General features: G+C 63.0%; 18 protein-coding genes, 1 tRNA gene and 2 pseudogenes. 7 read left to right on the plus strand and 14 right to left on the minus strand.

The genetic code is table 11. The features are described from left to right. Both Uis1B_RS03415 and Uis1B_RS03420 read left to right on the plus strand, forming a co-directional pair. Nucleotides 1-597, plus strand: a 597-nt coding sequence (locus tag Uis1B_RS03415; protein ID WP_133124820.1) for an IS30 family transposase, incomplete at its 5' end; no start/stop codon positions are given. 119 nt (nt 598-716) lie between these two features. Next, nucleotides 717-1,682, plus strand: a complete 966-nt coding sequence (locus Uis1B_RS03420; protein ID WP_101615604.1) for a DUF4862 family protein — start codon at nt 717-719, stop codon at nt 1,680-1,682. 10 nt (nt 1,683-1,692) lie between these two features. On the opposite strand, the gene Uis1B_RS03425 is transcribed toward Uis1B_RS03420, so the two are convergent. The 9 genes and pseudogenes from Uis1B_RS03425 to Uis1B_RS03460 form a co-directional block, all read right to left on the minus strand. Continuing rightward, nucleotides 1,693-2,349, minus strand: a complete 657-nt coding sequence (locus tag Uis1B_RS03425; RefSeq protein ID WP_101615606.1) for a GntR family transcriptional regulator — start codon at nt 2,347-2,349, stop codon at nt 1,693-1,695. 230 nt (nt 2,350-2,579) lie between these two features. After that, entirely contained in the window at nt 2,580-3,920 is a 1,341-nt protein-coding gene (locus Uis1B_RS03430) for a Maf family nucleotide pyrophosphatase (protein WP_101615608.1), read from the minus strand. A gap of 193 nt (nt 3,921-4,113) precedes the next feature. Next, nucleotides 4,114-5,157 carry a homoserine kinase gene (gene thrB, locus Uis1B_RS03435; protein ID WP_101615610.1) on the minus strand — a complete coding sequence of 348 codons (1,044 nt, stop codon included), beginning with the start codon at nt 5,155-5,157 and terminating at the stop codon, nt 4,114-4,116. Between the two features lie 92 nt (nt 5,158-5,249). Further along, nucleotides 5,250-6,560 (minus strand): homoserine dehydrogenase, encoded by a 1,311-nt coding sequence (locus Uis1B_RS03440; RefSeq protein ID WP_101615613.1) that lies wholly within the window; start codon nt 6,558-6,560, stop codon nt 5,250-5,252. Between the two features lie 392 nt (nt 6,561-6,952). Further along, nucleotides 6,953-7,792, minus strand: a pseudogene (locus Uis1B_RS12515) (diaminopimelate decarboxylase family protein); the annotation flags it as partial. Nucleotides 7,793-7,968: 176 nt separating this feature from the next. Next, nucleotides 7,969-8,578 (minus strand): annotated as a pseudogene (locus Uis1B_RS12520) (diaminopimelate decarboxylase family protein); the annotation flags it as partial. A 2-nt stretch (nt 8,579-8,580) separates the two neighbouring features. Then, complete coding sequence (gene argS / locus Uis1B_RS03450) at nt 8,581-10,377, minus strand: arginine--tRNA ligase (RefSeq protein ID WP_101615617.1); 1,797 nt, start codon at nt 10,375-10,377, stop codon at nt 8,581-8,583. A 36-nt stretch (nt 10,378-10,413) separates the two neighbouring features. Beyond that, on the minus strand, nt 10,414-11,844 hold the full coding sequence (locus Uis1B_RS03455; protein ID WP_101615620.1) for an amino acid permease: 1,431 nt from the start codon (nt 11,842-11,844) through the stop codon (nt 10,414-10,416). Nucleotides 11,845-12,034: 190 nt separating this feature from the next. Beyond that, entirely contained in the window at nt 12,035-12,229 is a 195-nt protein-coding gene (locus Uis1B_RS03460; protein ID WP_101615622.1) for a hypothetical protein, read from the minus strand. Between the two features lie 583 nt (nt 12,230-12,812). Between Uis1B_RS03460 and Uis1B_RS03465 the strand changes: the two genes are divergently transcribed. Next, nucleotides 12,813-13,688, plus strand: coding sequence for a hypothetical protein (locus Uis1B_RS03465; RefSeq protein ID WP_133124822.1), 876 nt, complete (start codon nt 12,813-12,815; stop codon nt 13,686-13,688). A 165-nt stretch (nt 13,689-13,853) separates the two neighbouring features. On the opposite strand, the gene Uis1B_RS03470 is transcribed toward Uis1B_RS03465, so the two are convergent. Then, nucleotides 13,854-14,255, minus strand: a complete 402-nt coding sequence (locus tag Uis1B_RS03470; protein WP_101615626.1) for a Rid family detoxifying hydrolase — start codon at nt 14,253-14,255, stop codon at nt 13,854-13,856. A 211-nt stretch (nt 14,256-14,466) separates the two neighbouring features. Here Uis1B_RS03470 and Uis1B_RS03475 point away from each other — a divergent pair, with 211 nt between their 5' ends. Together Uis1B_RS03475 and Uis1B_RS03480 are read left to right on the plus strand one after the other, a co-directional pair. Beyond that, the gene (locus Uis1B_RS03475) at nt 14,467-14,976 is read left to right on the plus strand and encodes a MarR family winged helix-turn-helix transcriptional regulator (protein ID WP_101615628.1); all 510 of its coding nucleotides are present in this window, start codon (nt 14,467-14,469) and stop codon (nt 14,974-14,976) included. Nucleotides 14,977-15,115: 139 nt separating this feature from the next. After that, nucleotides 15,116-16,555, plus strand: coding sequence for a DHA2 family efflux MFS transporter permease subunit (locus tag Uis1B_RS03480; RefSeq protein WP_165782709.1), 1,440 nt, complete (start codon nt 15,116-15,118; stop codon nt 16,553-16,555). A gap of 149 nt (nt 16,556-16,704) precedes the next feature. Here Uis1B_RS03480 and Uis1B_RS03485 read toward each other — a convergent pair. After that, nucleotides 16,705-16,777, minus strand: a tRNA-Arg gene (locus Uis1B_RS03485). Between the two features lie 213 nt (nt 16,778-16,990). Here Uis1B_RS03485 and Uis1B_RS03490 point away from each other — a divergent pair. Then, on the plus strand, nt 16,991-17,623 hold the full coding sequence (locus Uis1B_RS03490) for a CYTH domain-containing protein (protein ID WP_101615632.1): 633 nt from the start codon (nt 16,991-16,993) through the stop codon (nt 17,621-17,623). A gap of 24 nt (nt 17,624-17,647) precedes the next feature. Here Uis1B_RS03490 and Uis1B_RS03495 read toward each other — a convergent pair whose 3' ends face one another. The 3 genes from Uis1B_RS03495 to Uis1B_RS03505 form a co-directional block, all read right to left on the minus strand. Next, complete coding sequence (locus Uis1B_RS03495) at nt 17,648-18,610, minus strand: tetratricopeptide repeat protein (RefSeq protein WP_101615634.1); 963 nt, start codon at nt 18,608-18,610, stop codon at nt 17,648-17,650. A 715-nt stretch (nt 18,611-19,325) separates the two neighbouring features. Beyond that, a complete protein-coding gene (locus Uis1B_RS03500; RefSeq protein WP_101615636.1) occupies nt 19,326-20,336 on the minus strand; it encodes a DUF8094 domain-containing protein in 1,011 nt (336 codons plus the stop codon). Beyond that, nucleotides 20,336-21,850, minus strand: a complete 1,515-nt coding sequence (locus Uis1B_RS03505) for a hypothetical protein (protein WP_101615638.1) — start codon at nt 21,848-21,850, stop codon at nt 20,336-20,338. The genes Uis1B_RS03500 and Uis1B_RS03505 overlap by 1 nt, the downstream gene beginning before the upstream one ends. A gap of 98 nt (nt 21,851-21,948) precedes the next feature. Between Uis1B_RS03505 and Uis1B_RS03510 the strand changes: the two genes are divergently transcribed. Further along, a complete protein-coding gene (locus Uis1B_RS03510) occupies nt 21,949-22,953 on the plus strand; it encodes an FKBP-type peptidyl-prolyl cis-trans isomerase (RefSeq protein ID WP_101615640.1) in 1,005 nt (334 codons plus the stop codon). Nucleotides 22,954-23,421 lie beyond the last annotated feature (468 nt).

The raw sequence follows: 23,421 nt of genomic DNA on the forward strand, positions 1-23,421 counted from the left end.
TCGAAGGGCAGGAGGGCGAAGGGGGCGCGCATCCCGATGCGCGTGCCGATCGCCGACCGGCCCAAGAGCGTGGACTCGCGCCGCGGGTTCGGTCACTTCGAGTCCGACACCGTCGTCGGCGCGTCCCCGTCGAAACGGTGCATCGACACGCAGGCCGAACGCAAGAGCCGCAAGCTGTTCGCCCGGTTCATCCCCGACAAGAGCGCGCTGGCGACCGCGCGCGCCGAATACGACATCTACAGCCGGATCCCCGCGCCCGCGCGCATCGACCGCACGTGGGACAACGGCACGGAGTCCTCCTGCCACCTGCTCGTGGACGAGGCGCTGGGCATGCTCACCTACTATGCGGACCCGTACTCCTCGTGGCAGCGGGGCACGAACGAGAACCGCAACGGCAGGATCCGGCGCTACCTGCCCAAGGGGACCAGCTTCGACGACCTGTCGGATGCGGACCTGCAGGCCATCGTCGACGAGATCAACGACACCCCGTTGAAGGTCCTGGGCTGGGAAACGCCCAACGAGGTTTGGTACCGCGAGCTCGGCAAGGTAATGTCAAAGACAAGCCACCCAGAGACGAGTGTTGCACTTACAAATTGAATCCGGGTTCTGTTAACTGTTAACAGTTAACAATGTATCATAGAGTTACCGGCTCCGCAAACCGATGACGATGGAAGCCGGAATCATCAGCCATTGCAACAACTCCGAAAGGAACAACCATGAACGACGTTATCGACTTACCAGCTCCGCAAACTCGCGTGGTAGGAACCTATGCACTCGAAGACGGCAATGCCGAACATCGAAATGTCCTGATCCGCGAAACACTGGCTACAGGGCTGTGTACCGGACTTGAGATTCCTGCACTCTCCGCCGGCTACAAGGACATGGATTGGCTATGGCCGCTGCTGCCGGACGGATCACGACATGTTTTCACCATGGTGACGGCCACCATGGAAGCGATCGCTCGCGATCCTCTGTTCGGGCTCGCCTCAGCCGATGGAAACGGACGAGGCGCCGCTATGAACATGATGCGAGCGGCAGCCGATATCGTTCGGACCATCAATGATGTCGGAAGGATTCACATCGATGCCGTCGAAATACAAAGCGCCCCTTCACAGTCAGATCAGTCAGCCGCTGCCCAGGCATTTGAGCAATCATTGGCCGAGTTGGTCTCCTGGAACTGGGCTGGTGCGACCATTGCCGTGGAGCATTGCGACTCCAGAGTCGGCAACACCGTTCCAGCGAAAGGCTTCCTCGGACTCACCGATGAAATCGATATCGTTCGTAGGCTGAGAAGCGATTCTTCAACGCCGTTGGGTGTCACCATTAACTGGGGGCGCAGTGCCATAGAGCTGCGCGATCCGGACGGCGTAACGGAACATATACGCCAAACGGTCGAAACCGACACGCTCGCCGGCATAATGTATTCGGGAACATGCGCAAAAGCAAGCGACTTCGGCCCCGCCTGGACAGATTCTCATGCACCGCTACATTTCATGACAGACGCCTCCGAAGGTGAATCAGCTTCGGAACTCACCGAGCAACGAATGACAGAGACCCGCAAAATCGCAGAACCCGCACTGTACGACGGCGTAAAAATGTCGATACGCCCACTGGATCGGTCGATCGACGATAAGGTAAAACTAATACGACGAGCCCTGCAGACCTTGCAACAGGGTATATAGGTCTCACCGCTCAGCCGATCTGCGCGATGGCCCGAACCATACGGTTGAGGGACCCATCCAGATGTCGATTGATCAATGTTTCGACATCCACCGACTTACCCGCTTTCAATGAGTCGAGAATCGCAACATGATCATCGAACGATGGGGTCAGATCGACGTCCTGCGCATTGGTGACCTGCAGCATCACCGAGAATGTAGGCATCAGCGTGGCCCAGAAACCGATCATGCGAAGATTACGAGAGCTTTTGATCAGTTCGTCATGAAATGCCAGATCGGCCTGCGCATATCGATTGGTGTCACCGGACTCCAATGCGTTTTTCATGTCGGCGACGGCCAGCTCCATCCCCCTCCATTCGGCGGAACCCGGATCTTCGGCAATGTGCGACGCTGATATCTCTTCGAAAGCGGTGCGGACTTCGTAGATGTCACGGACGTCCTTTTCGCTCAGCCCGCGAACGACATACCCCTGCCTCCCCTTTTCCACCAGACCTTCGTTGGCCAATAAAGATAAAGCATCCCGCACCGGACCACGGCTGACGTCATACCGTTGGGCCACCTCGGTCTCCACTAGACGTTCCCCCTTCAGAATCTCGCCGTGGATGACCTGCGCACGCAGATCATCCACGATCTGCTCGCCAAGCAGTCTCACACGAAGAGGGCTCGCCATACGTTCTCCTTACCAGCACAAAGTTCTCAGCTATTTAGACGCCCGTTGAACGTTCAACGTCTCTCTTGATGATAAACGGTGGCATACCGACCACGGAACAACCCGCCGTCACCATACCCAACTAGTCACCTTACCTGACCAGTTTCCGAAAAATTGGCCAGCTAGCGTGACCAGCTGCCGGTAGCATCCAGAGCCTGACCTATCCGCCACCCACGAAGGGGTAAAGTCCTTCAGAACGTCTGACGGGCGATTTTGCGCAGACGCTCTTCGAAACGGGGCCAGTCGGTCTTCATGGCTGTGAGCAGCGGCAGACCGCCCACCTCGTCGATCGGCACCCACGTCACCTCCAGGCTTTCGTCGTCGTTGGCATGCGGCTGCACGACATGGCCCGGCTTCTCGAACGCGAACACCGTGGTGTAGCCCCACGGACCGTGATCCTCCATATACGAGCCGACCACGTCGATGTCGCGCGGGCGGATGTTCGCCTCCTCGAAGCTTTCGCGCAACGCGCCTTCCAGAGGGCTCTCGCCATCGGCCGTGGCTCCGCCCGGAATGCCCCACTTACCGCCCTCAGCGCTCCACAGCGCACGATGCTGCATCAGCACATGCGTCACCTCGCCGGTCTCCGGGTCACGCCGGGCCAGCAGCACGCCGGAAGCACCGTTGAGCCCCCAATGCTTCTGACCGCAGGCACAGTCGATGAACCCGTCACCAGGCTGATGAACGTTCTCCTTGGGCGGCATGGCCCCTATCGATTTGAGCACGGAAACAGGAACGCCGTGCTCCTGCTGCTCCTCACGATCGATATTCCACAGATCGGTCCAGGTGATGCCCAGCTCCTCCACCAGCTGACGGGCCAGCGGCAGACTGAGCCCGATGATCCCGCTCGGATCGCCTTCGATGCGGTCGATGAACGCGCCGCCGAACCCGTCCAGCGTGAACGATCCCGCCACCTCCAACGGCTCCCCGGTGGCGATATAGCGGTCGATCATCTCGTCGGAGAAATCGCAGAACGTCACCTCGGCATGACTGGCCCGGCTCACCATGCGTCCGGTGGCCGCGTCGATCACGCAATGGCCGGTCCACAGCGTGCCGGTGCGCCCGCGCATCAGCCGCAGACGTTCGCGCGCATGCGCCTCGGTATGCGGCTTGCCGTAGGGCACGCCGTCAAGCTCGAACATGGAATCGCAGCCGATGATCAGCGGGCCGACCTTCGCGTCGGTGAGCCCCTCATGCTCCTCGATGGCCTGATGCACCGATTTGACTTCGGCAACCGTGCCGAAACCGTCGGTGAGCGGATACGAGACGTGCATCTCGCCGGTGGCCTGAGCAGCCGCGGCCGAGATCTCCATATACTCGCGGTACACGGCGGCCGCCTTGGCGCGGGCCAGCAGCGGCACGCGATCCTCGGTGGTCATGTCGTCCACGGCGATCCCCCGCTGCGCTGCGGTACTGGCCACCACCGCGGGCTCATCGACGTGCGAAACGCGAATGGTGGCGCGGATTCCCGCATGGAACAGCACATCGCGGCGCGCCTTGGATTTCGACGCGAGAATCAGTGGAATGGACATTGGACGACTTTCCTCAAGTTTACGTATTTAAGGTATGCGAGCTAACCACCATAGCAGATGGACGGCCCATCAGCGCGGCCAACCGATCGAACCGCCAAGCAGGCGACCGATCACCGCAAGCGGCCTACCGCCGTATGCGACCGACGACGGCAAGATCACCGACGAATCACCGGCCAAACCATCGACGGTCAGCTCACTCCGCGGCCGTGTACGTCACGCCCTGCCGGTCGATCGCCGGGTGCAGCATACGCCAATGGCCTTCGGACAGCCAGTGTTCGAACAGCAGGTTCTGCAACGCGGCGGAATCATCGCCGTCATGCAGCACCAGCACGCACGGGCCGGCGCCGGAGATGGCGGATGCGTATCCGTTGGCGCGCAGGAAGGTCATCAGCTCCCAGGACTGCGGCATCAGCGAACTGCGGTAACGCTGGTGGAGCGTGTCGGCGGTGGCCGAAAACAGCATGGCGTTCACGTCACGCCCATGGCTCGCACCGAGAGCCGCGGGCAGCAGTGCCACGCGGGAGACGTTGAAGATGGCGTCCGTACGCGGCACGTCGGTCGGCAGGGCGTGCCGAGCCTCCTCGGTGGAGAGCTTGAAGTCGGGCACGAACACCCAGGCGTTGATCCGCTCGCCCACCGGATAGTTCACCGTATGGTATCCGCCCTTGAACGGTTTCGGGGAGCCGGGGAACGACGCCTCGTCGCCCTTCGGGGACAGCACGCCGCTGGCCTTGGAGGTCGGCGCGTCGGAAACCGGCACCTCACGGTTCGGCTCGAAATCCCAGGAGACGGTCATGCCACCGTATACGGCCGGCGCCACATTGTCGGGATGCCCCTCGATATGTGCGGAAAGATCGAAGATGAAGTCCCGCGCCTCGTCGCCCAAACCAGCGAAGGCCGCGGCGGCCGAAACGCCGGCCACGATGGCTTCTGCCGACGATCCCATGCCTCGCTCCTGCGGAATGCGGTTGAACGCGGTGAGCTTCACGCCGGCCTGCGGCAGGCCGAACTCGTCCAGCGCACGCCGCAGGGATCGGATCACCAGATGGCGTTCGTCCCGCGGCAGCGTGGTCTCGCCCTCACCGTGAATCTCGATCTCGACGTCGCTGCTCGGCAGCAGTTCGAATCGCAATTCGTCGCGCACGTCCAGCGCCAGACCCGCGGTATCGAATCCGGAACCCAGATTGGCGCTGGTGGCCGGAACGGAAACCTTCACGACATCGGTGGCGAACTTCATACGTCTATGACTCTCCTCTTTTTCACATACCGTCTGTGCGGTGCATGCCGTCTATGGTCAGCACATGCCAATCGCGATCAGTCCGACCGCGATCAGTCAAGCACCCGCAGAATGGTGACCTCGTCGGTGGTGAAGTCCAGCTGCTTGACGGCCTCGACGGCCTCGCGCAGCGTGGTCTCCTCGCACAGGTGGGTGACCAGACGCAGCTGCTGCAGCTCGCCGCTGTAGCCGGGCTCGTGCAGTGTGGGCTTGAGATCCTGGTTCACGCCGTTGATCGAAAGCCCACGCTTGGCGAACTCCTGGGCGATGGCCGCGAGCACGCCCGGCTTATCGTGAATCACGAAACGCACGGCGAAGGCGGACCGGCCGGTTCCCAGCGGGGCCTTCGGCAGATTCGCGTACATCGGGATGGTCGGGCCCACGCAGCCGTGGGTGATGTGGCGGGCTTCGGTCACCACATCGCCCACCACGGCGGAGGCGGTGGGGTCGCCGCCGGCGCCACGGCCGTAGAACATCAGATCGTCGGCGGCCTCGGCCTTGACGAACACGGCGTTGAAGCTGCCATGCACGCTGGCGAGCGGGTGATCGTTCGGAATGAGCGCCGGGTACACGCGGGTGGAGATGCCGGCCTCGGTGTTCTCGCACACGGCGAGCAGCTTGATCACCTTGTTCTCGGCGGTGGCGGCGGCGATGTCGTCGGCGGTGATCTGGGTGATGCCCTCGACGGCCACGTCGTCGATGCGCACGTCGGTGTGGAAGGCGAGGGACGACATGATGGCGGCCTTGTTGGCGGCGTCCTCGCCCTCGATGTCGCCGGTCGGATCGGCCTCGGCATAGCCCTTGGCCTGGGCGTCCTTGAGCGCCACGTCGAAGTCGAGACCCTTGGTGGTCATCTCGTCGAGAATGTAGTTGGTGGTGCCGTTGACGATGCCCATGATGCTGGTGATCCGGTCGCCGACCATGGATTCGCGCAGCGGACGGACGATCGGGATCGCACCGGCCACGGCGGCCTCGAAGTAGAAGTCCACATGCTTGGCTTCGGCGGCCGCGTAGATCTCCGGACCGTACTTGGCGATCAGCGCCTTGTTGGCGGTGACGACGGACGCACCGGATTCGATGGCCTTCATCACGAAGGTGTAGGCCGCGGTGGTGCCGCCGATCAGCTCGATCACGATGTCGGCCTTGGTGCACAGCTCGGCCGTGTCGGTGGTGAGCAGGCTCCTGTCGATCCACGGCACGTTGACCTCGTCGGGGTTGAGGCAGGCCACGCCGACCAGTTCAAGCGGACGTCCGATGCGCTGGGCGAGCTCCTCCTGCTGTTCGACGATCAGACGGGCGGTGGCGGAACCCACCGTACCGGCTCCCAGCAATGCCACGCGAATGGGGGTCGTGTTCTCTACCATGTATGGTCCTTCCCGGAGTTCCCGAAGACGGTACGATTCATATGAAATTACAAACCTCTGCAATCTTACGGGCTCAAAGCGACAGGGAGGGTTTCGCAGGCGGGGTTTCGGGGCTCTTGCCGGGGCTTCGCGGCACTGGCCGGGCTTCGTCCGCCACCTCATCAGTCAGCCTACGGCTGCCAGCTTCCCCTCAAAGGGGAAGCCCAACAAGCCTTCCCCTGAGGCTGAGCCCGTGAAGAAAACGCCGGCGGGGTTTCGGAACGCTGGCCAAGCTCCGTACGCCACCTCATCAGCCAGCCCACGGCTGCCAGCTTCCCCTCGGAGGGGAAGGTGGCCGACGAAGTCGGACGGATGAGGTGTCCGGAAACCCGAACCCGTCCGACCCGTGCCGTCTAGTCCTGATCGAGGTCGAGCAGGTCGTCGATGGTCTGGCGGCGCAGCATCACGCTCGCGCCCGACTCGCTCAGCGCCACCACGGCCGGGATCAGCGCCTGATTGTAGTTGCTCGCCATCGTGCGGCCGTACGCGCCGGTGACCGGCACGGCCAGCACGTCGCCACGGCGGAGATCCTTCGGCAGACGCACCTCATGCACCACGATGTCGCCGGATTCGCAGTGCATGCCCACCACGCGGGCGAGCATCGTCTCGTCGGAGCCACGGCGGTTCGCCAGACGGGCCGTGTAGTCCGCGCCGTAGAGGGCCGGTCGAATGTTGTCGCTCATGCCGCCGTCCACGGAGACGTACACGCGCTCGTGGATCGGATTGCCCGCGGAATCCTTGGCATCGTTGAGATGCACCGGCTTGATCGTGCCGACGCGGTACAGCGTCACGCCCGCGGGAGCGACGATGTACCGGCCCGGCTCGAAGCTGATGGCCGGCGTCGGCATGCCAAGCGCACGGTTGATGGCAGTGACCGCGTCGGCGAGGCGGCGCAGTTCCACGTCGATGTCCATCGAGTCCTCGCCGTCGGTGTAGGCGACGGAGTAGCCGCCGCCGAGATCCACCTCGGGCAGCGTGTAGGCGTCGGTGGCGTAGAAGGTGCGGCGCAGCAGCATCATGCGTTTGGCCGCCTGGATGAAGGCGTTCGCATCATGGATGTTGGAGCCGATGTGGGAGTGCACGCCCACCAGTTCCAGTTCGGCGGAACGGGAGAGGATGTCCTTGAGCACGGCGATGGCGGGTCCGTCGGCCACGGCGTTCAGGGCCGGGATCAGGGCCTTGTCGGCCGAGGAGGCGTCATCGTGCAGGGCGTACGGGGAGTTCTCGCCGACGACCGGAGTCGCGGACTGCGCGCCCGCTTCCGACCGGTTGCCGTCAACCGGATCGACGGCAACCGGATCGATGGCAACCGGATCGACGGCATGATCAGCCCCCGAATCACACGAATCACCCGGACCGCCCAACTCACCCAGACGATCCAGCACGTCAAGCACCGAGGCGTCGGCATCGGCCGGCAGCAGCGGCACGCCGAACTTCTGATCCTCGTGCGCGGTGGAGATGTATTCGTGGCCGCCGGCGTGAATTCCGGAGGTCACGCGCAACATCACCCGAGCGCGCTTGCCGAGCCGCCGGGCGATCCTCGCGATGCGTTCCGGTTCGCCCGGCTCGTCCACCACGATCTTCGCGAACCCCTGTTCGATGGCGAGCGCGATCTCCTCGTCGGACTTGTTGTTGCCGTGCAGCACCAGGCGACGGCCCGGAGCCCCGGCGGCGAGGGCGATGCGCATCTCCCCCATCGTGCAGGTGTCGATCAGCATGCCGGCGTCGATCACCTCGCGTACTACGCGCTTGGAGAGGAACGCCTTGCCGGCGAAGCTCACATGGGTGGTGGCGTTGCTGAACGCCTCGGCGGCAGCGCGCACGAAATGGTGGGCACGATCGTTCACCTCGTCGGTGTCGATCAGGTACAGCGGGGAGCCGAACTCCTCCAGCAGGCTTTCGGCGGTGCGACCGTGGAAGACGATCGCACCGTTCTCGTCGATGTCGGTGGCTTTGGGCCAGATCGGGGAAACGGCCATGATCACATCTTCTCCGGAGCGGTGACGGCAAGCAGCGACAGACCGTTGGCGATCACCTGACGGGCGGCGTCGTTGAGCTTCAGACGCGCGGCCGCACGGGCCGGCTCGGGGTTCTTGGAGATTTCCAGCGCTTTGCGCTCGTCTTCAGGCAGGGCCTGCTCGGCGTCGGTGAGCGCCATCGGCACCACGCGCTCGGCGGCGTACCACTTGTGGTAGCGTCCGGCGAGATCCTCCAGATAATGGGCCACGCGGTGCGGCTCGCGACCGTCGCCGGCCTGCGAAAGCATGCTCGGGTACTGGGCGAGCGCGGCGAGCAGATCACCGTCGGCCTCGGTGTCGAGCAGAGCGAGATCGGCGCCTTCGGTGGTGATGCCGGCTGCGGCGGCGTTGCGGTCCACGTTGCAGGAGCGGGCGTGCGCGTACTGCACGTAGTACACGGGGTTCTCGTTGGTGTGGCTGGCAAGCAGGTTGAGGTCGATGTCGACGCTCTGGTTGTAGTCGGTGCGGGCCAGCGAGTAGCGGGCGGCATCCACGCCCACGGCCTCGACGAGGTCGTCGAGCGTCACGACGTTGCCGGCACGCTTGCTCATGCGCACGGGCTTGCCGTCCTTCATCACGTTGACCAGCTGGCCGATGAGGATCTGCATGTTCTCGCCCGGCTTGTCGCCGAAGGCCGCGCACATGGCCATCATGCGGCCGATGTAGCCGTGATGGTCGGCGCCGAGCATGTAGATCGCGATGTCGGCCGGATTCACGGTGCGGTGGCGCTTGTTCCAGTAGTATGCGATGTCGGCGGCGAAGTAGGCGTATTCGCCGTTGGACTTGATGATCACGCGGTCCTTGTCGTCGCCGTGCTTGGTGGAGGCGAACCAAGTGGCGCCGTCCTTGTCGAAGATGTCGCCGCGTTCACGCAGCTCCTCGATGGCGCGGGTCACCTCGCCGTCCTGATACAGGCTGTTCTCATGGAACCACACGTCGAAGTTCACGCGGAACTCCTTCATGGACTTGCGGATCTCGTCGAACATCATCGGCACGGCGCGCTTGCGGAACTCCTCGCGAAGCTCGGAATCACCCTCGCCCAGCGGGTTGCCGTCCTTGTCCACGCCGCCGTCCACGCGCGGCAGGGTGTTCAGGTCGATGCCGTCGGCTTCGGCCTCCTTCACCACGCGTTCGGTGATCTCCCCGATGTACGCGCCCTTGTAGCCGTCGGCCGGGGTCTCCTCGCCGGCCCATGCGGCCACGAGCGACTTGGCGAAACGGTTGATCTGCTCGCCGTGATCGTTGAAGTAGTATTCGCGCACCACGTTGGCGCCGTTGGCTTCGAGCACGCGGGCCATGGAATCGCCCACCGCGGCCCAGCGGGTGCCGCCGATGTGGATCGGACCGGTGGGGTTGGCGGAAACGAACTCCAGATTCAGGGTCTTGCCGGCAAGGTGGTCATTGCGGCCGAATGATTCGCCGGCGGCGAGCACGGCGTCGACCACGGCGGCCGAGGATGCGGAGTCAAGGGTGATGTTGATGAATCCGGGGCCGGCCACCTCAACGGATTTCACACCGTCGGACTTCGGCAGTTCCCGGGCGAACAGTTCGGCCAGATCGCGCGGTTTCATACCGGCCTTCTTGGCCAGCTGCATGGCGATGTTGGTGGCCCAGTCGCCGTGCGCGCGATCCTTCGGACGCATCACGGCGATCTTCTCGACCGGGGGGATCAGATCGTGGGTCAGGGAGCCGGCCATTTCGGATTCGACCAGCTCGTGGGCAATTTCGGAAATCAGAACACTAAGCGCTTCAGGACTCATTCCTCCAAGTCTACCGAGCGTACCGACCTCACGTGTTCAGATGCCCGCCGACGTCCGGCGCCCATGCCGTCGACGCCACGCCTCGCGCGCGTAGTGGAACCCGTAGCACAGCGCCACGAAGGGGATCATGTAGTACAGCGTGCTGCGCTGCGATTCGTCGAGCACCACCAGCACCAGCGCAAGCAAGCACATCACGATCGCCGCCCACGGCACGAACGGATATCCGGGCGCCCGGTACCCCAGTTCGTCCGCGGTATGTCCCTCGGCCAGCCATTGCCGCCGGAAGCGGATCTGGCACACGGCCACCGACGCCCATACCACGATCGTCGCCAGGCCCGACACCGCCACCAGCGCCAGATACACGGTGCTGGCCGCGATCACCGAGGAGAGCAGCGCGAGCAGGCTGCCGGCCATGCTCACCATCACGGCGAACACCGGCACGCCGCGGAAATTGGTTTTGGCCAGCCGCATCGGCAGCATCCGCTCCTTGGCCAGCGACCACACCATGCGAGAGCAGACATACAGTCCGGAGTTCGCGGCGGACAGCACGGCGGTGAGCACCACGAAGTTCATCACATCGCCGGCGAACGGCATGCCGATCGACTGGAACACCAGCACGAACGGACTGGTCTCCACGCCGGACTTGTGCCAGGGGATCAGCGCGGCCATCACCGCGATCGAGCCGATGAAGAAGATGGTGAGCCTCAGCACGGTGGTGTGCACGGCCTTCGGAATCGCCGTGCCGGGGTCGCGGGTCTCGCCGGCGGCCACGCCCACCACTTCGGTGCCGGAGAACGCGAACACCACGGTGAGCAATGTGGAGAAGATCGGCGCGATGCCGTTGGGCAGCAGACCGTCGGCCGTGAAGTTGCCGAACAGCGGCGCATGATCGTATCCGGCGATCGGAATCGCGCCGAAGATGGCCAGCAGACCGATGATGATGAACGCCACGATGGCGAACACCTTGATCGACGCGAACCAGAACTCCGATTCGCCGTACAGTCGCACGGAAAGAATGTTGAGCGAAAACACCACGACGATGAACACCGCGCTCCATACCCATGCGGGACTGTGCGGGAACCAGCGTTGCATGAGCAGTCCCGCCGCGGTGAATTCGGAGGCGAGCGCCACGGCCCAGTTGAGCCAGTACAGGATCGCGATGGTGAACGCCGTGCCCGGTCCGATGAACCGGTTCGCGTACAGGTGGAAGCTGCCGGCGTACGGCATGGCCACGGACAGTTCGCCGAGGCAGAGCATCACGAAGTAGACGAGCAGCGATCCGATGGCGTAGGCGAGGATCGCGCCGAGGGGTCCGGCCTGTTGGATCGTGTATCCGGAGCTGAGGAAGAGTCCGGTACCGATCACGCCGCCGAGGGAGATCATGGTCAGATGCCGTGACTCCATCTTTCGTTCAAGGCCTGTTTCCTCCGTATGTTCGGCATTGCCGTCGCTCTTCGTCTTGCTCATACCCGTTCAATCCGTCAATTCAAATCGTTCGAACCGTGTCGTGTCATCACGGTTGCAGTAATCGACTACATATCGTACCGGAGAGGCGATATCGTACCGGACGGTCGGCGGAGCGGCATTCCGCGGATCAGCCGATACCGAACTCGGCCGACGATGACATCGGCCGGCGGCGGCATGATCGACCGGCACCTCAGCCGATGATGGCACCGATGGCGTAGGAGAGGAAGATGGCGAGAAAAGCGACGGTGGCCACCGAGGCGATCAGCCCGACGACGAATGCGATGGCGAACAGCGGATCGTGACGATGTCTGCGGCCGAGCCGCACGCAGCCGACCAGGATCGCGGCGGCCACGACGGTAAGCGCACACATCAGAACGAGAAACATGACTGCCATTGTAGGCGAGACATCGGCGCCCCGCCGTCTGCGATTCACCGATCACCTCATCAGTCGACCTTCGGTCGCCAGCTTCTCGGTGGCATCGGTCGGCCTTTCGGCCGCGCTCTGTCCGCCCGCCTGTCGGCGAGCCTGAGTCCTGGAAACGCCTCTGGCGTTTCCTTAACGGACTCAGCCTAAGGGGAAAACAGCCATCTCTTGAGAAAAGCACTCCCAGGTGAAAATCACAGCCACCTCATCAGTCGACCTTCGGTCGCCAGCTTCCCCTCGGAGGGGAAGCCAATAGGTGCCCCGGCCCCAGGGAGCCGGACGATGAGCCGTACCGTCCGGCAGGTTCATCAGCCCTGCCTTCCGAAGGTGGCCGGCGCCGTGATGGTGCGGGACACGCGCCGCAGGGAGACCCTGCCTTCCCCCTGGGGGGGAAGGTGGCCGGCGCAGCCGGACGGATGAGGGGGCTTCCGCCGCCGTCAAACCAAACCGCCGCCAGAGCAAACCTCGCACCCCCCGTATTTGCCGCTACCCGCGCCTAGGATGGCGAGGGAGAGCAAACACAATGATGTAAGTGAGGTTCATCATGACATCGCATCGCTCACGCCGTCTGCTGGCCTTCGTGGTCGCCGTCTTCTCCATGCTTGCGCTGGGACTGACGGTTGATTCCGCGAGTGCGGCCTCCACCGGCACGCAGACCATGTATCGTCTGTACAACCGAAACAGCGGCGAGCATTTCTACACCGCGAACAGCCGCGAACGCCAGATGCTGTCGTCCAAGGGCTGGAAGTACGAGGGCGTCGGCTGGATCGCCCCGACCTCCGGACGCAACGTCTATCGTCTGTACAACCGTCACGCCGGCGATCATCACTACACGATGAACGTGGCCGAACGCAACATGCTGATCGCCAAGGGCTGGAAGTACGAGGGCGTCGGCTGGAAGTCCGGCGGCAACGTGCCGCTGTACCGCCAGTACAACCGTCGCGCCAAGAAGGCCGGCGCACACAACTACACCACCAACAAGGCCGAGAACAACATGCTGGTGCGTGCCGGCTGGAAGGCCGAGGGCATCGGCTGGTATGCCGTGGCCCACGACATCAACACCTGCGCCAAGGTGCAGGGCGTCTACCGAAACAACAAGGGTCAGCGCGCCGTCGTGGCCGCCAACTGCGCCACCACGACGGATGGCCGCCGCTACCTTCCGATCGCCGTGAGCACCACCGGTGGCGCGGTGACGAATCACATGTCCACCAGGGGGGTCATCGAGATCACGTACGACCCGTATGCCTACGGCAATGTCGGCAATGTCAATGTGGCATCGCTGTATCCGAGGGGTGTGAGAGCAGGCTTCCCGGTGCGTGAGGACGTGAGCCGCAACCGTCTGGTCAATCATTCCGGCGGACCGTACTACCCCGATGCCACCAACTACGGCTGGTTCATGCGGTACGCCTACTTCAAGTGATCCGATGACGGGTGATCCGATCGATCCGATCGATCCGATCGATCCGCCCGTTGATACGACTGATCCCCGCCCGGGATTATCTCCGGGGCGGGGATCATTGCGTTACCGGTGATCGATCACGACGATCAATCACGACCGATCAATTCGATCGCAGCCGATCATCGCCTAGTCGACGTCGTTGAGCACGGCGATGGCGTCGATCTCCACCAGCGCGCCCTTGGGGATGTCGTTGCCGCCGAAGGCCACGCGGGCGGGCTTGACCGATCCGATGAACACCTTGGCGTATTCGCCGTCCACTTCCTTGAAGTCGTCCACGTTCTTCAGGTAGATGGTGGCGCGGGCGATGTTCTCGATGCCGCTGCCGGCGGCGTCCAGAATGTTCTTGATGTTCTTCAGGGCCTGAGCCGCCTGTTCGCCGGCGGTCGGACCGGCCAGCTCGCCGGTTTCCGGATCGATGCCCAGCTGACCGGAGACGAATACGAATCCGTTCGCCTTCACGGCCTGGCTGTAGGCGCCCAGCGCGGCGGGCGCGTATGCGGTGGCAACCTCTTCCAGCTTGTCGCTCATGATGATGTCCTTTGTTTGGTGTGATCGGCGATTCCACCGATGACTATAGGCGGATCGGTCGATGGATGATTTCGATTATGGGGCCAATCCCCCAGAAATCATGGATTTTGCCCGGTATTCGGCCATTTCGGCCGTTGCGAGCGGTACATCGACACACCGGACTTGCATTTCAATACCATGATATTAAACTGATCGCCCGTAAGGAGGCAGCATGAACGACGTGAGCATCGAAGACAAGGCGAACATCGGCACGACGGACGCCGCCGCAGCGGACATCCCTGCGATGGCGGACATCTCCGCGATGAACGGACCGCTCGTACTGATGCGCCACATCGTCGACGCCCACGCTCGCGACACGAACAGCCTGCTACGCCCTCTGGGCATCACGGTCGGCATGGCCGGCGCCCTCGCCGCGATCGAGGAATCCCCGGAAGGGCATATCTCGATCAAGCAGCTGGAACGCATGCGCCACACCTCGCAGCCGGTCACGCTGGGCATGGTCGGACGACTGGAGAAGCGCGGGCTCGTGCAGACCTACGTCGACCCGAACGACGCCCGGGCGAAGATCGTCGCCATCACCACGGCGGGTCGACATGTCCTTTCCGGAGCACGGTTCGCCATGATGCAAGGCACGAAAAACCTGCTCTCCCGCCTGAACGCGGAGGAGCGAGCCGAGCTTGGCCGACTGCTGCGGAAGATATCGGACGGCGCAGAACTGTAATCTCGGCAACCACGGAAATCGCAACGGTTTCGGCAATAGCAACATTTCGGAAAACAGGCCACACGTCTCATATCCATGACCGCCAAGCGGTCTTATTTTTTGACCTAATCAATACCATGATATTAAAAGAGGAATGATCATGAACGAACAAAACACGAAAATCGCAACGAACACCGGCGGGGCGGGCAATAGCATCAGCGCAGTCACCCGCATCATGGCCGTGGTGCTGATCCTCGCGGCGGGATTCACCACCATGGTCTCCCAGCAGATGGTCTCCCCCGCCCTTGCGCAGATGATGGAGCAGATGGGCATCGACATGGTCAGCGCACAGTGGCTTGTTTCCGGCTACGCGCTCGTCAGCGCGATCATGGTCCCGATGTCCGCATTCCTGGTGCAGCACCTGTCCACACGCCACCTCTACTTCGGCGCGATGGGCCTGTTCGCGGCGGGCAGCGCCATCTGCGCCCTGGCCCCGAGCTTCTGGATCATCGTCATCGGCCGCATGGTCCAGGCGGTCGGTGCCGGCGTGGTCATGCCGTTCTCCATCACCATGATGATGCTGCTGTTCACCAAGGAGCAGCGCGGCACCGCGATGGGCCTGTCCTCCATCGTGATCGGCCTGGCGCCGGCCATCGGGCCGACCCTCGGCGGCGTGCTCATCGACGCCTTCGGCTGGCGCTCCCCCTTCGTGTTCGTCGGCTCGCTGGCTCTGATCCTGGCGCTCGTCTCCAGCTTCGCCCTGTACGACCACGACATCACCGGCAAGGCCAGCTTCGACGCACTGTCCGTCGTTCTGTCCTCCATCGGCCTCATCGCCCTGCTCTACGGCCTGTCCTCGCTGGGCGACAACCCGATCCTCGCGGTTGCACTCATGGCGGCCGGCATCGCCCTCATCGCCGGCTTCTGCGTCCGTCAGGTGCGCATGACGACCCCGTTCCTCGACGTGAAGGTACTGGCCAAGCGCGAGTTCCGCTGGGCCGCCGTCTCCACCTCCGCACTGCAGGGCTGCAACTTCGCCCTGCTCGTCACTCTGCCCACCTTCCTGCAGACCGCAATGGGCTGCAGCGCCACCACCGCGGGCCTTGTGGTGCTGCCGGGGGCACTCGTGGGCGCCGTCGCCGGCTACATGTCCGGCCGTCTCTTCGACCGTGTCGGCGTCAGGCCGCTGGTCATCGCCGCGGTGCTCTTCTTCGTCGCCTCCGCCGCCGGTCTGATCCTGATGAACACCACCATGCCGCTGGTGCTGATCTCCTGCATCTACGCGCTCACCAGCCTCGCATTCCAGCTGACCATCACCCCGGTCAAGACCTGGGGAGTCAACGCCCTGCCCATGAAATCGATCCAGCACGCGAACGCCGTGCAGAACACCCTGCTGGGCGTCGGCGGTTCGGTCGGTGTGGCCGCCGTGTCCATCATCGGCGCCGCGGTCTCCTCCACTCCCGGTCTGGGCGCCACCGCCTCCTTCATCGTGATCGCGGCCCTGCTGGTCCTGTGTGCGGTCGTCCTGCTCGTCACGGTCCGCGATCGCGCGCAGGATTCCGAAGTGTTCGAGACCCGCATGATGACCGTCGCCGACTAGTCATGGTCGAGGCCGATGGGCCGATGGATACGTAGCCCAGCGATGCACCCGATCCGTACCTGATCGATCTATACCCGATCGATTCATATCCGATGAACAAAATGGCGGAGTCCCGCGGGTTGAAAACCCATGGGACTCCGCCATTCTTGTGGGCTCGAAGGGATTCGAACCCTCGACCTTCTGTTCCGGAGACAGACGCTCTATCCACTGAGCTACGAACCCGAACCGCCGTTCACGAGGTTTCCCGTGAAACATGCACCACGCCAGTTTACACGCCATACGGACAAAGCGGCGCATTCACCCGCTATTTTCACCGATATATTTCCCTGCGGATCTCCCCTGCAGCCTTTCCCACGGGGTTCCCAGGATATTCCGAAGCATTCCGTTTCGTTGGAAAATCACCGCAAACCGGCCGTATGCAAGTACGATGGTGTTATGTCTGACGAATTCGAATACGAGCGGCGATTCTTCTGCAGAAGCTTTCCGACGCAATACGACGATGGGGACTCCCCGTTGTTGATCGTGCAGAACTACTATGTGCATCAGGATGGCTTCGCGCTGCGCATCCGCATGCAGGCGCACGGAGTCCGTCTCGACATGTCGCAGGAGACCGATGGCCTGACCACGCTGCTCGACCATCGCGATGCCTTCGACGAGGCGTTCGTGACGGTCAAGGGCACGGCGGTGGGCGGCACACGGTATGAGGCCGCGAGGCAGATCGATCCGAACATCGCCTTGGAGCTCATGCTGCGCGGCGGAGTGCCGATCGTCAAGAATCGGTTCAGCGTGTGGCTGGACGAGGATGGCTGGGACATCGATGTGTTCGGCGCCAACAATGCTCCGCTGATCATCGCCGAAGTGGAGCGCAGCAGCCCGGTGACGAATCTGACCATCCCGGATTTCTGCACGTCGGAGGTCACCGATGATCAGCGGTTCTACAACGACGGGCTGGCCTCGAAGCCGTTCGGCACATGGAAGGATGAGTATTTCGCCGAACTCGACCGGTTCGGCCCGCAGTTCTCGCAGCTGTTCGGCAGGAACCGCAGGCGCAGCAATCAGTCGTTGTGATCGATCCGTTGTGATCGAGTCGGATCAGTACATCAGCGTGGCGAGACGGCGACGGGCGCGGGCCACACGAGGATCCTTCGCATCGGGAATGGCGAAATACTCCAGCAGACGCTGGCGGACCGGCTCCACGTCGGCCTTGTGACCGGCCAGAAAATCAAGCAGACGTCCGAAGGCGTCTTCGATCTGCCCGCCGATCATGTCAACGTCGGCCACGGCCAGCTGGGCTTCCACGTCGTCGGGATTGGCTGCGGCAGCTGCGCGCACGGTACGGACGTCGGCGTCGGCCGATCGGGCGAGCAGCAGGGCCTTGGACCGTTCACGGGCGGCGAGGGTGTCGCTGGGATCGGCTTCCACCAGACGGGCGTATTCGGAGGCGGCGCCGGCATAGTCGCCGTCTGCGGCGAGCTGATGAGCCTTCTGATGGGCGGCGGGGATTTCCGGCTCGCCGGATGGCGTGGTATCAGCAGCCGAATCGGTGGTGCCGGCGCCTTCCACGTATGGCGCGGTTCCGGTGACGCCGGACTGCTGGGCCATCTGGATGATCTGCGGAATCAGGGTTTCGGTGATCTGCTGCATTTCGGCGGCACCGGGCACGCCCTGCAGGATCGGCATGGGTCGCCCGCCGATCAGACCGTACAGTGCGGGGGCTCCCTGAGCCTGCAACGCCTGCGCGATGGTGGGGCTCTTCGCGATGTCGATGCGGGAGAGCTGGATCTTGCCTTCGAGCTTGTTGACGGCTTCACCGAGCTTGCGGGCGATGTCGAAGCAGCGGTCGTCGGTGGGTACCCACAGCAGCAGCAGGATGGGGAACGTGGCGGAGGTCTGCACCATCGACTGGAAGGTGGATTCGTCGGTGTCGATGACGTATCCGCCTGCAGCCGGCGCACCACCGGCCTGTCCGGCTTCAGCGTCCACCTTATGCTTCAACGATTCCAGATCGACGGCTCCGGCGAGGGAAAGGCCGGGGTTGAACTTCTGTTCTGCCATATGCGTTACCTCCTGATGATCTAGCATTACAGCCTACCCGCAGCCGAGAATCACGGGCTGCGAATCCCCATCCCGCGAACGGACGACGCGAAAGCCGATGCGGCGGGAGCCGGCAGATAGCGTGCACGCGTCACACGGCATGTTTCACGTCACACGGTACGTTTCGCGTCACACGGGCTAGGTATCCCAGGTGACGCACCCGTCAAAACGCTGAAATTTCAAGGGTTTGATCATAGCGTCACACGGACCGGGTATTCCCCGTGACGATACCTAACCCGAGTGACGGCATACGGATTCAGCCGGATATGAGACTGGGACGGCCGATAGGCGACCGCGACGAGAACACGTCCATATCCACCTCATCAGTCAGCCTCCGGCTGCCAGCTTCTCGGCGGCATCGGTCGGCCTTTCGACCGCGCTCTGTCCGCCCGCCTGTCGGCGAGCCTGAGTCCTAGAAACGCCTCTGGCGTTCCCTTAACGGACTCAGCCTAAGGGGAAAACAGCCACCTCTTGAAAAACACCCCTAGGTGGAAGCCACAGCCACCTCATCAGTCAGCCTTTCGGCCGACAGCTTCCCCTCGAAGGGGAAGCTAACACCCACGAACATGAAAACGCAATAACGCGTGCGGATTTGCGACGCCGGAAGGTGAAGGCGTACTCAGTACGTCGAACCTTCCAGCGGCTCAAAGACGCTCCGTTATTGCGTTTTCATCCGTTATTGGGCTTCTACCTTGACAGGCTGTCGCTCGGCGCCCACAGCCTGAATCTTCCCGTTGGAGGCTTTGGTGGGGATGTAGAGGGCGATGACGTTGACGTAGGTGACCTTCATGGTGCTGGTGGCCTTGCCGTTGCCGAAGAGGGCTTTTTCGGCGTCGGAGGCGGGGAGGGATTCGCGGCCTTCACCGGCGGAGCGGGTCCATTCGGAGTTGATTTGGGCGACGACAAGGTCACCGCCGTTGGCGGCGCGCATGACCTTGATCTGGTCGGACTGGGGGGCAAAGGTTTGGGATTGGGTGCCTTTGTTGTCGGCAATGCCTTTTTGGACGGTGGCGGTGAGGGTGGCGAGGTCCTTGCGGAGCTGGTCGTCTTCGAATTGGCTGGCGTATTTGCTGGAGGATCCGCGCTGGAGGACGTCGGCGTAGTGGGCGACGGCGTCGGCGGGGGTGGCGACGAGTCCGGTGTCTTTGAGATCACCCATGGAGGAGCCGATCTTGGGAATTTCGAAGGCGGGAAGCTGGGCGCCTTGGAACAGTCGGGCGACGCCCCAGAGTTTGTAGTTGCTGCGGGCGTTGGCCTGGTTGAGGACGAGGAGTCGCTGGGACTGCTGGTCGTCGGTGGTGGTGGTGATGGTGAAGACGGATCGGGGCCAGCTGGAGTCGGTGGGGATGACGGTCTGGCTGATCTTGCTGGGGATGGTGCTGTGGGGATCGGTCTGCTTGGTGGCCTTGGCGATGGTGAGCTGGCTGGTGCGAACGGCGAGTTCGGGACCTTCGACGCGGGCGGAGAGCGCCTTGACGTCCTTGCTCTGGTCGGTGGCGGTCAGCACCTTGAGGATTTCGGTGCGGATCTGTCGTTCTTTGGCTTCGCTGATGACGGGCGAGGCCGACGCCGATTCGGTGGGGGTGGCGTCGACTTTGGGGACGCGCTCGTCGCAGGCGGCGAGCGGAACAAGCATGGCGGCGCAGATGGCGGCCGCGGCGATTCGTACGATTGAGGACGTTGTCATCACTTGGCCTCCTTATCGGCATCGTCGGTATGGTGTTCGGATTCGGTTTCCGCGATCTGATCGTCGGTTTGGCTGCCGGACTGGTCGTCGGAGCCGCTGGCGGCGTTCGCCGCGCTTTCAGCGCGGAGTCGGGCGAAGTACTCTTCCAGCTCGTTGCTGCTTACGGTGGGGGTGCTTTGCCGAAGCAGATTCACGGAGGTGGCGTCGGAGACTTCGGGTTCGGTGCGCAGCTCCTCAGCGGCTTCCGCTGCGGCTTCGCGACCGCGACGAGTATGGCTGTGATGGTGGCGTCGACGGGATCGACCGCTTGGTGAGGGCGGTTCGGAGCCGGGACGCATCCATGCCGGAGGCTCGTTCGGTTCGGGCTCGTCGGCTGTCTGCACGGTAACAGGCTGGGATTCGATGGTCCGTTTGTTGCGGCGACGATGCTGTTCGATGGCGAATAGGGATGCGGTGAGAACGGCCATGACGACGAGCAGTCCGCCTACGAAGAAGCAGGGTGTGGCGAAATCGGGGACTTTGGCGCGGGTCCATGCCATGGTGAAGGTGCCGGTGGGGTTCTTTTCGGCGGAACCGAGGTCGATCAGCACCACCTTGTCGCCGCCGTCGCCTTTCCACTTCAGGGTTGCACTGCCTTTGCCGCACTGGACGGCATACCACATGTCGGACTGCTGGAAGGCGATTTCCGCTTTGCCGTTCTGGTCGCCGGCGGTGGTACCGTCGGCCTGCTCATTGGAGAACGTCTGCCAGGTGTCGAGACCGGTGACGCGGGTGTAATGCTGGTTCGCCAGCCATCCGGCGGCATCTCGCGGCGATGCGACCGCCACGCATACCGATGATGCGGCGGGGCCGGAGGCCTTGATCGATACGGTGTTGTCGGCGAGCGCCAGCACGCCGGGATCGGTGACCGCGTATCGGGTGGTCACGTTGCTGGATGCGGAGACGTTCGGGTTCGGCTTCCAGATGGTCATGTTGAGCCATCCGAGTACGAATGCGGCAACGGCGAGCAGGGCCAGGGCGGGGGTGACCACGCCTCGCATGATCATCACATGACGGCGATGCCTGCGCGCACGCTCTTCGTCGTGTTCGTGGTGTTCCTGACGCTGCCTGTGCTTGCGGAATACGGAATGATGCCATTCGGGCGCGTTTTCGGAGGGCTGGAATACGATGGTGGATTCGCTTTCCGACGCGGAATCGTCCGCACCGTTTTTCCGCTCCACACCGTCGTCGGCCGTTTCGTCGGCATTATGCGTGCGAACGGTAACCCTGGGCGGGGCCGGAACCGTGGATGCGTCGAAGGCCCGCACGGCGTCCTTCACGCCGTCGAGCACCATGGTTTCATTGTCGGAGCCGTTGAAGTCATCGTCCACCGAAGGCATATCCAACACCACATGATCCGGTTCCACGGGCTTCAGCGGGGGCATGTCGAACAGCGCCGACTCGTCGCGGTCATCGTCCGCGCCGCGCTGTGCCCTCTGGGCTTCCTGCTGATTCTTCGGGTTGATCTCACTCATATTGCCCACCATTTTACAATCCCCTATGCACGCACGCCCTTTTTGCCGCCCGGGACGAGTGACCGTAGCGGTCAGCTTCTGACGTTAGAGTAAGGGCTATGCATATGAGTCCAAGCAATGTCCGGCACGCCGTTCGACGTGCTCTCGCCCTCGCCTGCGTGGCCGCGATGGGACTGTCCCTTGCCGCCTGTTCCAGCGAGAAGTCCTCCGATTCCGCTTCCTCCAGTTCCTCCTCGTCCTCCTCATCCTCGTCGTCGCTGGCCAAGATGACGGGGGTCACCGCCACGGGCGAGCTCGGCAAGAAGCCGACCGTCACGTTCAAGACCCCGTTCGAGGTGAAGAACAACAGCTATCAGATTCTGCAGGAGGGCAATGGCAAGCCGATCGAGGACGGCGACCGCGTGTGCACCCAGCAGATGATCATCAATGCCTCCAATGGAGAGCAGCTGATGAACACCTGGGACAAGAACACGCCGGATTGCACGCTGGTGGTGAACAGCAAGCAGATCGACGCCGCGTTCTACCAGCTGTTCAAGGGCATGAAGCTCAACACCACGATCGCCTTGGGCGTCAACACCGGTTCCGGCACCAGCGGTTCTTCGGCCAGCGCTTCGGCCAGTTCCACCCAGCAGCAGTACATCAACGTGCTCACCGTGGTGTCGAAGTCCAAGGCCGCCACCCGCGCCTCCGGAGACAAGGTGGCGAACATCCCGTCCAACCTGCCGAAGGTGACGCTGGACAAGACCGGCAAGCCGTCGCTTGATCTCAACGGCTACAAGCCCGGCAGCAAGATGGTGGTGCAGACGCTGATCAAGGGCAAGGGCGCCGCGGTGAAGTCCACCAACACCGTCGAAGCCCATTACACCGGCTGGCTGGCGTCCAACGGCAAGCAGTTCGACTCCTCCTGGGATCGCGGCGCACCGTCCGACTTCCCGCTCGATCAGGTGATCGCCGGCTGGAAGCAGGGTCTTTCCGGACAGACGGTCGGCTCGCAGGTGCTGTTGATCATCCCGCCGGATCTGGGATACGGTTCGACCGAGAAAAGTGGCATCCCCGCGAATTCGACGCTGATATTCGTGGTGGACATCCTCGCCGCCTACTGATCTCTGAGCGTTAGGCCATGGAGCGTCATGGGTCGTGGCGGAGGATTCGACGTACCGTTGTACGCCTTCATCCTCCACACGGCCCATGCCACACGCATTGCCTAACGCTCAGATAACGGCTTAGGAAGTTAAACGAATCACTGTTTGCGGATGCCGCACGCCTGATCGCCGAATAATGCGTGCGGCATCCGGGAATCGGAAGGCGAAGGCGTACAAAGGTACGTCGAGTCTTCAGATCGCCGGATGACGCTTCCGCCACACACCTGATCGCCGAATAATGCGTGCGGCATCCGGAGATCGGAAGGCGAAGGCGTACGAAGGTACGTCGAGTCTTCAGATCGCCGGATGACGCTTCCGCCACACACCTGATCGCCGAATAATGCGTGCGGCATCCGGAGATCGGAAGGCGAAGGCGTACAAAGGTACGTCGAGTCTTCAGATCGCCGGATGACGCTCCATTATTCGGCG

Origin of the sequence: Bifidobacterium margollesii, from assembly GCF_002860355.1 — a bacterium.
GTDB lineage: Bacteria > Actinomycetota > Actinomycetes > Actinomycetales > Bifidobacteriaceae > Galliscardovia > Galliscardovia margollesii.

Coding starts and splice junctions, on each gene's coding strand:
- Uis1B_RS03420 (WP_101615604.1), top strand. CDS start 717: ATGAACGACGTTATCGACTTACCAGCTCCGCAAACTCGCGTGGTAGGA.
- Uis1B_RS03425 (WP_101615606.1), bottom strand. CDS start 2,349: ATGGCGAGCCCTCTTCGTGTGAGACTGCTTGGCGAGCAGATCGTGGAT.
- Uis1B_RS03430 (WP_101615608.1), bottom strand. CDS start 3,920: ATGTCCATTCCACTGATTCTCGCGTCGAAATCCAAGGCGCGCCGCGAT.
- thrB (WP_101615610.1), bottom strand. CDS start 5,157: ATGAAGTTCGCCACCGATGTCGTGAAGGTTTCCGTTCCGGCCACCAGC.
- Uis1B_RS03440 (WP_101615613.1), bottom strand. CDS start 6,560: ATGGTAGAGAACACGACCCCCATTCGCGTGGCATTGCTGGGAGCCGGT.
- argS (WP_101615617.1), bottom strand. CDS start 10,377: ATGAGTCCTGAAGCGCTTAGTGTTCTGATTTCCGAAATTGCCCACGAG.
- Uis1B_RS03455 (WP_101615620.1), bottom strand. CDS start 11,844: ATGAGCAAGACGAAGAGCGACGGCAATGCCGAACATACGGAGGAAACA.
- Uis1B_RS03460 (WP_101615622.1), bottom strand. CDS start 12,229: ATGTTTCTCGTTCTGATGTGTGCGCTTACCGTCGTGGCCGCCGCGATC.
- Uis1B_RS03465 (WP_133124822.1), top strand. CDS start 12,813: ATGACATCGCATCGCTCACGCCGTCTGCTGGCCTTCGTGGTCGCCGTC.
- Uis1B_RS03470 (WP_101615626.1), bottom strand. CDS start 14,255: ATGAGCGACAAGCTGGAAGAGGTTGCCACCGCATACGCGCCCGCCGCG.
- Uis1B_RS03475 (WP_101615628.1), top strand. CDS start 14,467: ATGAACGACGTGAGCATCGAAGACAAGGCGAACATCGGCACGACGGAC.
- Uis1B_RS03480 (WP_165782709.1), top strand. CDS start 15,116: ATGAACGAACAAAACACGAAAATCGCAACGAACACCGGCGGGGCGGGC.
- Uis1B_RS03490 (WP_101615632.1), top strand. CDS start 16,991: ATGTCTGACGAATTCGAATACGAGCGGCGATTCTTCTGCAGAAGCTTT.
- Uis1B_RS03495 (WP_101615634.1), bottom strand. CDS start 18,610: ATGGCAGAACAGAAGTTCAACCCCGGCCTTTCCCTCGCCGGAGCCGTC.
- Uis1B_RS03500 (WP_101615636.1), bottom strand. CDS start 20,336: ATGACAACGTCCTCAATCGTACGAATCGCCGCGGCCGCCATCTGCGCC.
- Uis1B_RS03505 (WP_101615638.1), bottom strand. CDS start 21,850: ATGAGTGAGATCAACCCGAAGAATCAGCAGGAAGCCCAGAGGGCACAG.
- Uis1B_RS03510 (WP_101615640.1), top strand. CDS start 21,949: ATGCATATGAGTCCAAGCAATGTCCGGCACGCCGTTCGACGTGCTCTC.